We start from the raw sequence: 14,696 nt of genomic DNA on the forward strand, positions 1-14,696 counted from the left end.
CCTGCCCGTCGCTATCCGGTCAGACCGACTGCCCGGCCGCGCGGAGCTGGGCCGTGGCCCTCGTCCGCTCCGCCTCGTCGCCGGTGCTGAGGGCCGCCTTCGCCGCGGCCACGTCGATTTCGTCGGACAGTTCGGCGCTCTCCGCGAGCACGCTCACCCCGGTCGCGGTGACGGACAGGAATCCGCCGTGCACCGCGGCGGTCAGCACGTCGCCGTCCGTCGTGTTCACCTTCACCACGCCACCCTCGACGAGCTGGCCCAGCACCGGCTCGTGTCCGGGCATGATGCCGATCTCGCCCTCGGTGGTCTGCGCCACCACGAAGGTGGCGGTACCCGACCAGAGCCGGCGCTCGACGGCAACCAGCTCCACGGACATCTCAGCCACGTAGCACTCCTTCGCTCGGGGTGTCACCACCGAGTGTAATAGGTCTTGCTTCGGTTACGAGAACGGCGGGGGCCGATGTCCATTGTGGACAGTGCCCCCGCCGGTCTCACGCACTCACTTGCCGGTGATCTCGTGGTACTTCTTCTCGAGGTCCTCGAGCCCGCCAATGCCCAGGAACGCCTGCTCCGGGTAGTGGTCGAAGTCGCCCTTGGTGATGCGGTCGAACGACTCGATGGTCTCGGCCAGCGGCACCGTGGAGCCCGGGATCTGCGTGAAGGCCTCGGCCACCAGCATGTTCTGCGACAGGAACCGCTCGATCCGGCGCGCCCGCTGCACGGTCAGCTTGTCCTCTTCGGAAAGCTCGTCCATGCCGAGGATCGCGATGATGTCCTGCAGCTCCTTGTACTTCTGCAGGATCCGGATGACCTCGGAGGCGACGCGGTAGTGGTCCTCGCCGACGATCGCCGGGTCGAGAATCGTCGACGTCGACGCCAGCGGGTCCACCGCCGGGAAGATGCCCTTCTGGAACACCGACCGGGAAAGCTCGGTGGTGGCGTCCAGGTGGGCGAACGTCGTCGCCGGGGCCGGGTCGGTGTAGTCGTCCGCGGGCACGTAGATCGCCTGCATCGAGGTGATCGAACGGCCTCGGGTCGAGGTGATCCGCTCCTGCAGCTGGCCCATCTCGTCAGCCAGCGTCGGCTGGTAACCCACGGCCGAAGGCATGCGGCCGAGCAGGGTCGACACCTCGGAACCGGCCTGGGTGAACCGGAAGATGTTGTCGATGAACAGCAGCACGTCCTGGTTCTGGACGTCGCGGAAGTACTCCGCCATGGTCAACGCGGACAGCGCGACGCGCATACGCGTGCCCGGCGGCTCGTCCATCTGGCCGAACACGAGGGCGGTGTCGTTGATGACGCCGTCCTCGGACATCTCCAGGAAGAGGTCGTTGCCCTCACGGGTGCGCTCGCCGACGCCGGCGAACACCGACGTACCGCCGAAGTTCCGGGCGACACGGGTGATCATTTCCTTGATCAGCACCGTCTTGCCCACGCCCGCGCCGCCGAACAGGCCGATCTTGCCGCCCTGCACGTACGGGGTCAGCAGGTCGACGACCTTCAGGCCGGTCTCCAGCATCTCCGTCTTGCCCTCGAGCTGGTCGAAGGCGGGCGGGTTGCGGTGGATGCCCCAGCGCTCGAGGTCCTCGCCGTAGCCGGGCTCGTCGAGGCACTCGCCGAGCGCGTTGTAGACGTGGCCCTTGACCTTGTCGCCCACCGGCACGGTGATCGGGCCGCCGGTGTCGGTGACCTCCGCGCCGCGGACGAGGCCGTCCTGCGGCTGCAGCGAAATCGTGCGCACGAGGTTGTCGCCGAGGTGAGCCGCCACCTCGAGGGTCACCGTCTTGCGCAGCTGCTCGAAGTCGATGTCGACCTTGAGCGCGTTGAACTGGTCGGGAACGGAACCGCGCGGGAACTCGACGTCGACGACCGGCCCGGTCACCGAGACGATGCGCCCCTTGGCGCGCGGGGCTTCAGTACTGGTCATCAGTCATCACTTCCTGCTGCGGTGAGCGCGTTCGCGCCACCGACGATTTCGGAGATCTCCTGGGTGATCTGCGCCTGCCGGGCCTGGTTCGCCTCCCGCGTCAGCGTGTTCACCAGTTCGTTCGCGTTGTCCGAAGCGGCCTTCATCGCCGTGCGGCGGGCAGCCAGTTCGGACGCCGCGGACTCGAGCAGCGCCGCGTACAGCCGGGTGTTGATGTACTTCGGCAGCAGCGCGGAGAGCAGCTTGTCGGCACTCGGCTCGAACTCGTAGCTCGGCAGCAGACCGGCCGGCTTCTCGTCCTCGCCCTCGGAGTACTCGACCTCGAGCGGCGCGACGCGCTTGGCGACCGGGCGCTGCGTCAGCATCGACACGAACTCGGTGTAGACGACGTGAATCTCGTCCACGCCCGTGATGCCGTCCGCGTTGCCGGAGGCGTCGTCGACACCCGCGTTGAAGGACTGCACCAGCGTCTCGGCCGCCGCGACCGCGTCCGGGTAACCCGGCTGGTCGGAGAAACCGGTCCAGCTGCCGGCGACCGCGCGGTTGCGGAACCGGTAGTAGTTCAGGCCCTTGCTGCCGGTGGTGTAGACGTCGACCTGCTTGCCCTCGGACTTGAGGAGGGCAAGCAGTTCTTCGGTCGCCTTCAGCACGTTGGAGTTGTAACCGCCGCACTGGCCCTTGTCACTGGTGACGACCAGGACGGCGGCGCGCTTCGGGTTCGGGCGCTCGACCAGGAGCGGGTGGTCGAGGTTGGCCGCCGCGCCGGCCAGCGCCGAGAGCACCTTGGTGATCTCGTCCGCGTACGGCCGGGAAGCGGCGACCTTCGCGCGCGCCTTGGTGATGCGCGCGGTGGCGATGAGTTCCATCGCCTTGGTGATCTTGCCGATCGACTTCGTCGCCTTGATGCGCGAGCGAAGCTCCCGGAGTTGTGCGGCCATGGGCTACCAGCTCACTTCTTCGGGGCGGGCTTGTTGACCTTGACGGTCTCCTGCCCGACCTTCTCGGCGGCCATCGCGTCGGCGTTCGACTCGAGCGGCTTGCCCTCGGAGGTGGTGAACTCCTTCTTGAACTCGTTCACCGCCGCGATCAGCGCGTCGCGGGTGTCGTCCTCGAACTTGCCGGTGTCGCGGATCGCGCCCAGCACCTCGGCGTGCTTGCGCCGCGCCGAGTCGAGGAACTCGAGGTTGAAGCGGCGCACGTCCTCGGTCGGGACCGAGTCGAAGTAGCCGTTCGTGCCCAGGTACACCGTGGCGACCTGCTCCTCGACCGGAACCGGGGAGTACTGCGGCTGCTTGAGCACCTCGTACAGCCGGGCGCCGCGCTCCAGCTGCGCCTTCGACGCGTCGTCCAGGTCCGAGGCGAAGGCGGCGAACGCCTCCAGCTCGCGGTACTGGGACAGGTCGATCCGCAGCGAGCCCGCGACGTTCTTCATCGCCTTGACCTGCGCGGCGCCACCCACGCGGGAAACCGAGATACCCACGTCGATGGCCGGGCGCTGACCGGCGTTGAAGAGGTCCGACTGGAAGAAGCACTGGCCGTCGGTGATCGAAATGACGTTCGTCGGGATGTAGGCCGACACGTCGTTCGCCTTGGTCTCGATGATCGGCAGGCCGGTCAGCGAGCCCGCGCCCAGCTCGTCCGAGAGCTTCGCGCAGCGCTCGAGGAGACGGGAGTGCAAGTAGAAGACGTCGCCGGGGAACGCCTCGCGGCCCGGCGGGCGGCGCAGCAGCAGCGAGATCGCGCGGTAGGCGTCGGCCTGCTTGGTCAGGTCGTCGAACACGATCAGGACGTGCTTGCCCTCGTACATCCAGTGCTGGCCGATGGCCGAGCCGGTGTAGGGGGCGATCCACTTGAAGCCGGCCGAGTCGGAAGCCGGGGCCGCGACGATGGTGGTGTACTCCATCGCGCCCGCGTCCTCGAGCGCCGACTTCACCGAGGCGATCGTGGAGCCCTTCTGGCCGACCGCGACGTAGATGCAGCGAACCTGCTTCTTCGGGTCGCCGGTCTCCCAGTTGGCCTTCTGGTTGATGATCGTGTCCACCGCGACCGCGGTCTTGCCGGTCTTGCGGTCGCCGATGATCAGCTGGCGCTGGCCGCGCCCGATCGGGGTCATCGCGTCGATCGCGGTGATGCCCGTCTGCAGCGGCTCGGACACCGGCTGGCGCTCGACCACCGAGGCGGCCTTCAGCTCCAGCGCGCGGCGGCCGGTGGTCTCGATCTCGCCGAGGCCGTCGATGGCCTGGCCGAGCGGGTTGACGACCCGGCCGAGGTAGCCGTCGCCGACCGGCACCGAGAGGACCTGACCGGTCCGCTTGACCTGCTGGCCTTCTTCGATGCTCTCGAAGTCGCCGAGGATCGCCGCGCCGATGGAGCGCGCGTCCAGGTTCAGCGCCACGCCAAGGACGCCGCCCGGGAACTCGAGCAGCTCGTTGGCCATGGCCGAGGGCAGCCCTTCGACGTGGGCGATGCCGTCACCGGCGTCGGCGACGACGCCGACCTCTTCCCGCTCCACCGAAGGGGCGTAACTCGAGACGTAATTCTCGATCGCGTGGGCGATCTCGTCCGAGGAGATCGTCAGCTCCGCCATTTCGTTCCCGCTCTCGCTTCTGTTCTGTCCAGTGTGCAAAGTCTGTAGTGCCGCTCAGGCCCGGCTCAGCGTGCGGCGCACCGCCGCCAGCTGCCCGGAGGTGCTGCCGTCGATGACCTCGTCCCCGACGCGGACGACCAGTCCGCCGCCGAGTGCCGGGTCGATCTCGACGTGCAGCGCGATCGGCCGCCCGTAGATGCCGTCGAGCTTGGTCCCGAGAAGGGCCCGCTGCTCGTCGGTGAGCGCGTTCGCCGAGGTCACGTACGCGACCGAGCGCTCGCGCCGCTCGGCGGCCAGCGCGACCAGCTTGTCGAGCGCGTTGCCGATGCCGCGCCCCTTGGCGCGTTGCACGGCCTGCTCGACCAGGGTCTCGACGACCGCGTCGACCTTGTCCGCGAACAGCCCGCGGACCAGGGTCCGCTTCGCTTCCGCGGGAGCGGTCAGGTCGGACAGCGCCGCCTCGAGTTCCGGGGCGCCCGCGACGATCCGCGCGACCTGGAACAGCTGAGACTCGACGGTTTCGATGTTCCCGGCCTTTTCGGCGGCGGTGAGCAGCGCCGAACGGCCGATCGACTCGAGCCCGTCCACCAGCTCGCGGGGACTGGACCAGCGGCTGCCCGCCACGGTGTCGAGCACCTTCAGGGCCTGCTCGCTCAGCTTTCCGTCGAACAGGCGGCGGACCAGGCCCTGGCGGCTCTCCGGAGCGACCGAAGAATCGCCGACCGCGCGGCGCAGGCCGATTTCGCGGTCAAGGAGGTCGACGACCGAGAGCAGCTCGTCCCCGACCTTCGCGGGTTCGGCGCCCGCTCCGGCCAGCACCTCGCCGAGCGACCGCTCGGCGAGGTCGAGCGCTTCACGGCTCGCAGCATGCAGCGTCATGACGGTCTACTTCCCCGCTCCGTTGGTGGCCCCGGCCGTGTCCAGCTCCGCCAGGAACCGGTCGACGGTGCCGCGACGGCGCGCCTCGTCCTCGAGCGACTCGCCGACGATGCGGCCGGCCAGCTCGACCGCGTTGCGGCCCATTTCGGCCCGCAGCTCGGCGACGATCTGCGCCTTCTGCGCCTGCAGCTGGGCGTGGCCCTGCGCCACGATCCGCTGGGATTCGGCCTCGGCCTGCTCCCGCAGCTCCGCCTTGATCTGCTCGGCTTCGAGCCGGGCGTCGTCGCGGATCTTCGCGGCTTCGGAACGGGCGTCCGCCAGCTGCGCCTTGTACTCCGACAGCGCCTTCTCGGCCTCTGCCTGAGCCTTCTCGGCCTTCTCGATCCCGCCTTCGATCTTCTGCGCCCGCTCCTCGTACGCCTTCTCGAAACGAGGGACGACGTACTTCTTGAGGATGAACAGCAGGATCAGGAAGGCGACGATGCCGAGGATCAGTTCCGAGGGGTCCGGAACGATCGGGTTGTGTGCTTCTGCTGCGAGCACAGCTTGGGTCTTCAGCACAACGTCTCCTTACGCGAGAGCGGACGACTCAGGCGGAGGCGATGAAGTAGATGACGATACCGATCAGTGCCAGCACCTCGGTGAGCACGAAGGTGGCGTAACCGATGCCCTGCAGCTTGCTCTGGGCCTCCGGCTGACGCGCGGTGCCGTTGATCACCGCGGCGAAGATCAGGCCCACACCGATGCCGGGGCCGATCGCGCCCAGGCCGTAGCCGATCGCGGCGAGGCCCTTGTTGAGGTTGATGGTCTCGGCGGCGGCCTGGGCCAGAACGATGTTGCTCACGTGCGTTTCCCTTCACTTCGGTCCGCGCACTCACGCGGATCGGGGTCTTTAGGTGTTCTCAGTGCTCCGACGCCAGCGCGGCGCCGATGTACCCCGCGGACAGCAGGGCGAAGATGTACGCCTGGAGGCACTGGATGAACGCCTCCAGGAACGTCAGGCCGATGGCGAAGATCCACGCCACCAGCGACACCGGCTTCAGCGCGATGCTCGAGGTCTCGGTCAGCAGGAAGGTGCCGCCGAGGGTGAAGACCGCCAGGATCAGGTGTCCCGCGAACATGGCGGCGAAAACACGGATGGCGAGCGTGAGCGGGTTGAGGAAGAACTTCTCCGCGAACTCGATCAGCGCGTACAGCGGAAGCACCGGGCCGGGGACGCCGGCCGGGGCGAGTTCCTTCTTGAAGTACCCGCCGAGGCCGTGCTTCTTGATCCCGACGTAGTGGTAAACCGGGTAGACCACGAGCACCGACAACGCGACCGGGAACCCGAACCGCGCCATGGTGGGGAACTGCAGGAACGGGATGACCCCGTAGAGGTTGTTCAGCAGGATGAAGGTGAACAACGCGAAGATGACCGGCACGAAGCGCTTGAAGTCCTTCGAACCGATCTGCTCGCGGGCGATGTTGTTGCGCGCGAAGTCGTAGATGCCCTCGGCCACGAACTGGCCTTTGCTCGGAACGACCTTCAGCTTGCGCGTCGCCAGCAGGAAGTACCCCGCGATGATGATCACCGAGAGCACCACCAGAAGCATCGGCTTCGTGACGAAGCCGAACAACGGCGGCAGCTCAAAGCTTTCGGCGCCAGGGGGCGCGAAGGTCGCACCCTCGGTCAGTACCAGCGCGGCCACTGGGCTCCTCCCGGTTCTCCCGGCCGGCGTTCACTCCGCCGGGGGAATCGTCACGATCTGGACTTAACGTACCCGATACGCATCGGGACGCCGGAGGCGGCGGGTACCCACCGTGCGCGGAACCAGTCAGCCGGTCCGCACGCGGGGAGGTCTCGCGTGAACACTGCCCTGCGGTCTACTTCGGACCAGCCGTTGAGAGAGGCGGAACCATCCGGTCGCCACACTGCTGATCGCGGTTCGTCGTCGGGAGTGCGCGGCCGAGGCCGCCACCCATGACGCGGACCATACCAGCAGGTCAATCAGTGCCGTACAGGCGTACTCCTAACCAGCCGAATGGTCCAGGACCTAGGTCCCGAATCCGGCTGGGACCCTTGTCCCGAACCCGTCAATTCGCAGCGGGAATGATGGTGGGGATACGCGCTTTGCGGAATGCCGCGAACTCGACGGCGGCGGCCACGAGAATGGCGACGATCATCGTGATCCCGAGGGAAAGCGGGTGCAGCACGGTGACGCCCTTGAGCAGAGTGAGCGCGAGGAACAGCAGGATGACCTTCGCCGCGTAACCGCCGAGCGCGATGAGCATCACGAGCGACGGGTCCTGCCCGGCGGATACCTTCATCATGCCCAGCGTGGACAGCGACGCGACCATCGCCAGCACGCCGCCGACCAGCGCGCCGAGGAAGCCGTGCAGTCCGTTGAGGACGGTGAAAAGCACAATGCAGACCAGGATGAACGGCGGGGTGAACAGCAGCGAGGCCCGCGTCATCGAGCGCGCCAGCTGGCGCACCGGAGCGGCGTGCGGGTTCTCCGGAGCCGTGGCCTGAGCCGGTGCCTGGGACGTCTCGGCCGCGGTGTCCGGCGTCTCGGTGTCGCTCACTGCATTCGCTCCTCGTTCGGTTCGACCCGCCAGTATAGACCGCCGGGGAAGTCAGACGCCGTGCCGGTGCCGCGAACGCAGCCTCGGCACCAGGGAAACCAGTACCGCGACCATCAGTGCGGCGCCAATCGCCCAGAACACGACCGGACTGTCGAAAATTGTGATGGAGACCGCGCCGAAAGACAGAATTCCGGCCCACAAATAGATCAGCAGCACCGCGCGCCGTTGCGAATGGCCGATTTCCAGCAGCCGGTGGTGCAGATGCATTTTGTCGGCGGCGAACGGGCTCTGCCCGCGCCGGGTGCGCCGGACGACGGCCATCACGAGGTCGAGCACCGGCACGAACAGCACCGCCACCACGACGACCAGCGGGGACAGCAGGGCCAGCGCGTCCGAGGCGGAGAACCGGGTGTAGTTGACCCGGCCGCTCGCCGAGGTGGTGGCCCCGGCGAGCATCAGCCCGATCATCATCGATCCGGAGTCGCCCATGAAAATTTTGGCCGGCTGGAAGTTGTACGGAAGGAAACCGAGACAGGCCCCGGCGAGCGCGGCGGCGATGAGCGCGGGCGGGTACGCGCCGAAGTCGCCGCCCGCGTTGTCGAGCAGGCCGATCGAGAACGCGCAGGTGGCGGTCGCGGCGATGAAGCCGAGCCCGCCGGCCAGCCCGTCGAGGCCGTCGACGAAGTTCATCGCGTTGACCATCACCACGACCATGACCACGGTCAGCAGCGCGCCCTGGTTCTTGTCCAGCACCAGCACCGAGCCGATGGAATCGGCGTTGCCGCCCCACGGCACCCAGAACGACACCCACTGCACGCCGAAGATGACGAGGATCCCGGCGCACATGACCTGTCCGGCGAGCTTCGTCCACGCGTCGAGTTCGAACCGGTCGTCCAGGATGCCGATGAGCGAGATGACGCCCGCCGCGAGCAGCACGCCGACCGCGTCGTAGGAGACGTCGAAGCCGTGGCTCAGCGCGGGCAGCTGGTGCGCGAGCCCCATCGCCGCGGCGATCCCGAGGTAGATGCCGACGCCGCCCATCCGAGGGATCGGCTTCACGTGCACGTCGCGCGCGCGGGGGTTGGCGATCGCGCCGATCCGGATGGCCACCCGCCGCACGACGCCGGTCAGCAGATAGGTCACCGCGGTCGCGGTCAGCGCTACGAGCAGGTACTCCCGGATCGGGAGAAGTCCTTGGACTACAGGCATGTGTCACGCCCGCCGGGAGGTCGGAGTCACGGCGCCACGCTACCGCGCCCGCGTGCTGCCCCGGTGAACGGCAGTCACTTCCCCGGCTCAGTCCAGGGTCTCTTCGGCGACGCCGATCACCTCGGCGATGGCGGCCTTCGTGACCGCGCCCTCGCGCAGCACCACCGGCTTGTCGCCGGTCAGGTCCACGATGGACGACGCCACCGGCTCGCCGCTCGACCCGCCGTCGAGATACACCGACACCGAATCGCCGAGCTGCTCCTGGGCTTCCTCGGCGGTCGAGGCCGGCGGACGCCCGGAGACGTTCGCGCTCGACACCGCCATCGGGCCGACGTCGCGCAGCAGCTCCAGCGCGACCGGGTGCAACGGCATCCGCAGCATCACCGTGCCGCGCGAGTTGCCGAGATTCCACTGCAGACTCGGCGCGTGCGGCAGCACGATCGACAGATCGCCGGGCCAGAACGCCTCGATGAGCGCCCGCGCCTGCGGCGGCACGCCGAGCACCAGACCGTCCACAGTGGACCAAGACCCGACGAGAACGCCGACCGGCATGTCCGGGCCGCGGTTCTTCGCCCGCAGCAACGCCTGGACGGCGCCGGAGTCGAACGCGTCGGCACCGATGCCGTACACCGTGTCCGTCGGCAGGACGACCAGCCTGCTCGACCGCACCGCGGCAGCCGCCGCGGACAGGCCTTCGGCTCGGGAATCGCGCTTGCCGCAGTCGTAGACCGCACTCATGAACGGCAGCCTAGCCCCCGCCTTGCGGCCCTCCGGAGCGCCCCGACGCAGGGCAGGCCGCGGAAGTTCGTGAGGGGAACCCCGAGGGAATCAGAGTCCCCCAGGGTTCCCCTCACGGACATTTGGAGCAGGGTGGGGTCAGGTGCCGTAAGTGGCCTGTTTGACCGCGAAGACGTTGCGGTTCCCCTTGCCCTCCTGCAGCGACCACAGCAGGTCCGCGTCCGTCGGGTCCTCCCAGTACGAGATGCTCTCGCCGTAGCTCACCCACGAGTGCGTGGCCGGGCCCGCGTTCGGGGCCCAGTAGTAGAGCTGTTTCTGGGTGGAGGAGTTGAACCACCAGCGGCCGTTGTGCGAGGCGACGCCGTTGAGGTTGTACCAGGGCAGTTGCAGGGCCTGGCTCGCCGTCGTGGAGGCGGCGAAGGTCGTCGCGCCCGCGGCGAACGGGAAGCGCACCGCGCGCGGGGCGCGGTTCGGGTACTGCGTGCAGTCGGCCTTGCAGGTGTACTCGGTCATCACGATCGACTTGCTCACCCGGTCCAGCGAGATGCTCGACCAGGACAGGTTCGTGCCGGACGTGGTGTGCGCGGCGACCGTGCCGACCTGCGGCAGGACGTAGCGGTAGTTGTGCGCGTAGTACTGGCCGCCGGAAAGGCCGATCTGGTCGGCCGTGCCGCCCGAGTTGACCTCGAGGATCTTGCGCATGTCGAAGACCCGCATGCCGCCGCCGGTGTCGGCGACGTACAGGTAGTCGCCGTACCAGGAGACGCCGCCGGCGTGGATCGGGATGTCCTTGTAGTTCGGCGAGGCGGTGGTGCCGGTCGGCTCGACGAGCAGGATCTTGCGGTACTTGTTCGGGTACGTCGCGTCCCAGTCGGCGAGCGTGATGCGGCTGCGGACCTGTTTGCCGCCGCACGCGTCGCGCGTGTACCAGCTGACCGCGACGAGCTGGTGCCCGTCGTAGTTGCCGCCGTTGTCCCCGCCGACCGCGTCGCGGCTGGTGGTGATGCCCTGCGGGTAGTTGGTGCAGTCGTCGTTGTCGCCGTCGTCGAACCGGAAACCGCCGGTCAGCCCGGCTGGGTTGAAGGTGGACGGCAGCGGTTTGCGGTCGTGGTTCGCGTTGTCCATCACGGTGTGCACCGCCCGGACGGGCAGCTTGGCCGCGAGACCGGAGTAGGCCGCGTCGTACTTGTGGTAATCCGAGGTCAGGGTGTATTCGCCGGCGGGAAGGGTGGTGGGCCCGGCCGCGGCGGAGGCGCCGGTCGCGCTCGCGGTGAGCGCGCTGGCGGCGATGAGCACGGCGCCGCATCCGGCACCGATTCGATGACGTAAGGACATGAGACTCCCCCAGAGTCTGGTCGACAGGCCGCCCCAAGGTAGGGGGTCGCCTGGTGGACGGGCAAGTGGTTGTCGCCCAGTCGAAAACGGTGCCATCCACCGGGAAGGCGGATGGCACCGTCAGCTGGTTCAGAATCCGATCGCGGTGCAGGCGGTGGTCGTGGTCTTCGACGGGTCGGCGATCGACGTCGCGGTCAGCTTCACCCGCGCGGCGTGCGGGGCGCCCGCCGAGCGTTTCGCGTACGCCTGGATTCGCGTCGAGTCGCCGAACTTGGCGGTGGCCAGCGCGTTCGGCAGGCGGACCTCCCAGCCGCGGGTGTCGGTGGACGCGCTCAGCCGGTAGGTGTCCTGGTCGTACGGGGCTGCCGCACCGCGCGCCGAACCCTGGTTCGACAGGCGGAAGTCGCAGGTAGCCAGTCCCCCGTGGGCGAACGCGGGCAGTGCGGGCCACAACCACGCGCCGCGCGCCTGCGGTCCGGCACCGTCGAGGGACGCGACGGTGATCGTGTACGACAGGACACCGCGGCTGTCCCGGTCGAGGTCGGTGACGAGGAAACGCAGCCGGTTGGCCTCGTCGATGTACTCGTAACCGCCAGCCGCGCCGGTGCCCGCCTTGAACGTGGCGTCGTTGAGCTGCCGGTAGTCACCGACGGTGATCTTGACCGGCGTGCCGTCCTGGCGTACGTAGTCGGTCAGCCCGATGTCCTGCGGGTTCGCGTCCACGATCCATTCGAACGGCGCCGCGTCGCGGGTTTTGGTCTTGGCCAGCAGGACGCCGGAGTCCGGGGCGAACGAGTCCGAACCCATCCGGTCGACGACCTCGACGCTGTAGTGGTTGTATCCGCCGCCGTCGCACTTCGGGTCCGTCTTCGGATCGCACTTGGGCGAACGGTCGCCGCCGGTGAGCGCGATCATGATGCCCGCGTACGCACCCTGTTCGGGCACCGCCTCGCGCGCGGTCACCCGAGCGGTGACCGGACCGGTCGTGGCGAGCTTGTTCCGGTCGAGCTGCAGGACCGCGTTCGGATCGACGATGCCGAGCTTGATCTTGTTGCGCAGCATGTGGTGCGCGCCCATCGAACCGCCTTCGGTCGCCGGGATCTGCCAGCGCGTGTGCGGACCGCCGGGACCGTTGAAACTACCGCGCGACAGCATTTCCCATGGCCCGGTGTACGCACGCCGGGGCGGGTTGCCGAACGGGTTGTTGTAGTTGTCGCCGATGCCGAGGATGTGGCTGAACTCGTGCGCGTACACGGCCTGGCCGGAGCTTTCCCCCTGCGTTGACGATCCTTCGACCGCGTTGGGCCAGATGCTCGCCGCCGAGGCCCACGACGTCCACGGCACGTAGCGCGTGTGCGCCCAGTTCGGATCGCCCGGTTTGCTGCCCGGCGGACCGAATTCGGCGGGCACGTTCTCCTTCGCGCCGAACTTCATCTCGCCGAACTCCTGCCACGTGGAGCTTTCGTCCTGGCCCGCGGAGAGGAAGAAGATGAAGTCGAACTGATCGGCGATCGGACCGACGTCGGCGCGCCAGGCGTCGCCCGCGTCCTTGCGCAGGTCACGGGTGCAGTCGGCGGTGGGCGGGCAGTCCTGCGGTTGCATTTCCATGCCGTACTCGAAGGATTTGCCGGGCATCCGGTAGGGGCCGAACGCGGTGAGGTCGACGCCGAAGCGGCCGCCGGAGTCCTCCATCCAGTACTCGTTGATGGTGTGGCCGTGGTTGAGGGTTTCGGGTTTGTTGAGGAAATCCTGGTAGTACTGCGCGACTTTCCCGCGCGGCAGATTGCTCGCCGACGGCGACGGATTGCCGAAGACGGTCGAATGCGGCGCCTTGGTGACGACGAAATCCGCGTCCGGGTAGTCGGCGAGCACGACGGCACCCTTGAACTTGCGCACGGTCGGTTTCAGGGACGGGTCGGCCCAGTCGGTGCCGGGCACCTGGCGGTAGTCCTGCCAGGTCATGCTGGCCTGGTCGACCCAGTGCGCGGAGTCGAGCGGCGCGGGCCAGCCCTGGGTGAGCGGATCGGCCGCGGCGGTCCCGGCGAGCAGCGCGGGGGCCAGCGCCGCGATCGCCACGACGACGGCGGCACGGTTCCGGGTGCGGTTCCAGAGGCGGTTTCGGGTGCGGTTCCGGCGGGGTAAGGGGGATCTCATCCTCGCTCCTCACAGTCCGCCGGTACGCCCGGCGGTCCCGACGCCCGACGCTAACGGTGATCGTTAGGCGAGCGAACGAGATCCACCCCGCTGCCGCACGACGAAAGTCGGGCAAGGCATCGGCAAAGGTGCGAATGGCCCAGTGCTGCCAACCGGTGCGGTGGTCGGCTGTGAGGGGTCCCTTCACGGACCGCCGCTGGTCGTGAGGGCCACCTTCACGGACTCTGAGTCCCCCGGGGTTCCCCTCACGGACGCCAACGGGCCGTGAAGGACCCCCTCACGGACCTCCGCGGTACGTGAGGGCCACCTTCACGGACGTCAGCGGGCCGTGAAGGGCCCCTTCACAGACGTAGATTCCCTCAAGGAGTCCTTCACGGACAGGCCGGGAGCGGGAGCGTCAGCCCAGGCGGCGGGCGGTGACGAACCGGGCGCGGCCGGTGTAGTCCGGGTGGTCCTCGACCCCGGTCAGCACCCGGCGGGCCCGCACCAGGGCCGGGACTGCCGAGCCGTGCGTGTCGTCGTGTTCGATCGCCAGGCCGCCGCCGGGGCGCAGCAGCCGGGCACCGGCCGCGATCGCGTGCCGGATCACCGCCAGGCCGCTTTCCTCGGCGAAGACCGCGCGTGCCGGGTCGTGCTCGCCGACCTCGGGCGGGACCGGCGTTCCCTCCGGCACATACGGCGGGTTGCAGAGCACCAGATCCACGAGACCGTCCAGCTCGGCGAACATCGTCGGGTCCGCGATGTCGCCGGAGTAGAGCCGGATCGGGGTGTTGCCGGCCGCGCTGTGCACGTCGGCGTTGTGCCGGGCCCAGGCGAGCGCCTGCGGGTCGACGTCGACCGCGTAGACCACCGCGTCCGGGCGTTCGTGGGCCAGCGCCAGCGCCAGCGCGCCGGAGCCGGTGCACAGGTCGACCACCACCGGGTATTCGCGGCCCTGCAGGAACTTCACGCCCCATTCGAGCAGCAGTTCGGTCTCCGGGCGGGGGACGAACACGCCCGCGCCGACGTTGACCGTGATGTTGCCGAGCGCGGCCCATCCGGTCAGGTACTGCAGCGGGATCCGTTTGGCGCGCTGCGCGACCAGCTGGCCGATCGCGTCGATCACCGGCGGGTCGACCAGCGGCACCATCGGCAGCCTGCCCCGTTCGACGCCGAGCACGTGCGCGGCGATGAGATCCGCGTCCGACCGCGGCGATTCCACGCCCGCCTCGGTGAGGATCCGGGTGGCCTCCATGATGGCCAGGCGCAGCGGCTGCCGATTCACTGGTCGTCCTTCACTCGTCGAAACTCCCCCTGCCGGGG

The 14,696-nt window shown here is 68.6% G+C and carries 14 protein-coding genes; all 14 read right to left on the reverse strand.

Annotation, left to right across the window (positions count from 1 at the left end):
• Positions 1–19: 19 nt before the first annotated feature.
• Entirely contained in the window at positions 20–385 is a 366-nt protein-coding gene (locus RPX00_RS03705; protein ID WP_009082582.1) for a F0F1 ATP synthase subunit epsilon, read from the reverse strand.
• 114 nt (positions 386–499) lie between these two features.
• Positions 500–1,927 carry a F0F1 ATP synthase subunit beta gene (atpD, locus tag RPX00_RS03710; protein WP_406637468.1) on the reverse strand — a complete coding sequence of 476 codons (1,428 nt, stop codon included), beginning with the start codon at positions 1,925–1,927 and terminating at the stop codon, positions 500–502.
• Positions 1,927–2,865, reverse strand: coding sequence for a F0F1 ATP synthase subunit gamma (locus tag RPX00_RS03715; RefSeq protein WP_406637469.1), 939 nt, complete (start codon positions 2,863–2,865; stop codon positions 1,927–1,929). The genes atpD and RPX00_RS03715 overlap by 1 nt, the downstream gene beginning before the upstream one ends.
• A gap of 11 nt (positions 2,866–2,876) precedes the next feature.
• A complete protein-coding gene (atpA, locus tag RPX00_RS03720) occupies positions 2,877–4,514 on the reverse strand; it encodes a F0F1 ATP synthase subunit alpha (protein ID WP_406637471.1) in 1,638 nt (545 codons plus the stop codon).
• 54 nt (positions 4,515–4,568) lie between these two features.
• Complete coding sequence (locus RPX00_RS03725; protein WP_406637472.1) at positions 4,569–5,393, reverse strand: F0F1 ATP synthase subunit delta; 825 nt, start codon at positions 5,391–5,393, stop codon at positions 4,569–4,571.
• Between the two features lie 6 nt (positions 5,394–5,399).
• Positions 5,400–5,954, reverse strand: a complete 555-nt coding sequence (locus tag RPX00_RS03730; protein WP_406637475.1) for a F0F1 ATP synthase subunit B — start codon at positions 5,952–5,954, stop codon at positions 5,400–5,402.
• A gap of 28 nt (positions 5,955–5,982) precedes the next feature.
• Entirely contained in the window at positions 5,983–6,237 is a 255-nt protein-coding gene (locus tag RPX00_RS03735) for a hypothetical protein (RefSeq protein ID WP_009082593.1), read from the reverse strand.
• Between the two features lie 58 nt (positions 6,238–6,295).
• Entirely contained in the window at positions 6,296–7,081 is a 786-nt protein-coding gene (atpB, locus tag RPX00_RS03740) for a F0F1 ATP synthase subunit A (RefSeq protein ID WP_406637477.1), read from the reverse strand.
• A 385-nt stretch (positions 7,082–7,466) separates the two neighbouring features.
• A complete protein-coding gene (locus tag RPX00_RS03745; RefSeq protein WP_406637479.1) occupies positions 7,467–7,958 on the reverse strand; it encodes a hypothetical protein in 492 nt (163 codons plus the stop codon).
• 51 nt (positions 7,959–8,009) lie between these two features.
• Positions 8,010–9,167 (reverse strand): glycosyltransferase family 4 protein, encoded by a 1,158-nt coding sequence (locus tag RPX00_RS03750; protein WP_406637481.1) that lies wholly within the window; start codon positions 9,165–9,167, stop codon positions 8,010–8,012.
• 87 nt (positions 9,168–9,254) lie between these two features.
• Positions 9,255–9,905, reverse strand: coding sequence for an L-threonylcarbamoyladenylate synthase (locus RPX00_RS03755; protein WP_406637482.1), 651 nt, complete (start codon positions 9,903–9,905; stop codon positions 9,255–9,257).
• Between the two features lie 138 nt (positions 9,906–10,043).
• A complete protein-coding gene (locus RPX00_RS03760; RefSeq protein ID WP_406637484.1) occupies positions 10,044–11,240 on the reverse strand; it encodes a hypothetical protein in 1,197 nt (398 codons plus the stop codon).
• 129 nt (positions 11,241–11,369) lie between these two features.
• A complete protein-coding gene (locus RPX00_RS03765) occupies positions 11,370–13,394 on the reverse strand; it encodes a M6 family metalloprotease domain-containing protein (RefSeq protein WP_406637486.1) in 2,025 nt (674 codons plus the stop codon).
• 397 nt (positions 13,395–13,791) lie between these two features.
• Entirely contained in the window at positions 13,792–14,658 is an 867-nt protein-coding gene (prmC, locus tag RPX00_RS03770) for a peptide chain release factor N(5)-glutamine methyltransferase (RefSeq protein WP_406637488.1), read from the reverse strand.
• Positions 14,659–14,696 lie beyond the last annotated feature (38 nt).

The organism is Amycolatopsis sp. WGS_07, assembly GCF_045278895.1.
Taxonomy (GTDB): Bacteria; Actinomycetota; Actinomycetes; order Mycobacteriales; family Pseudonocardiaceae; genus Amycolatopsis.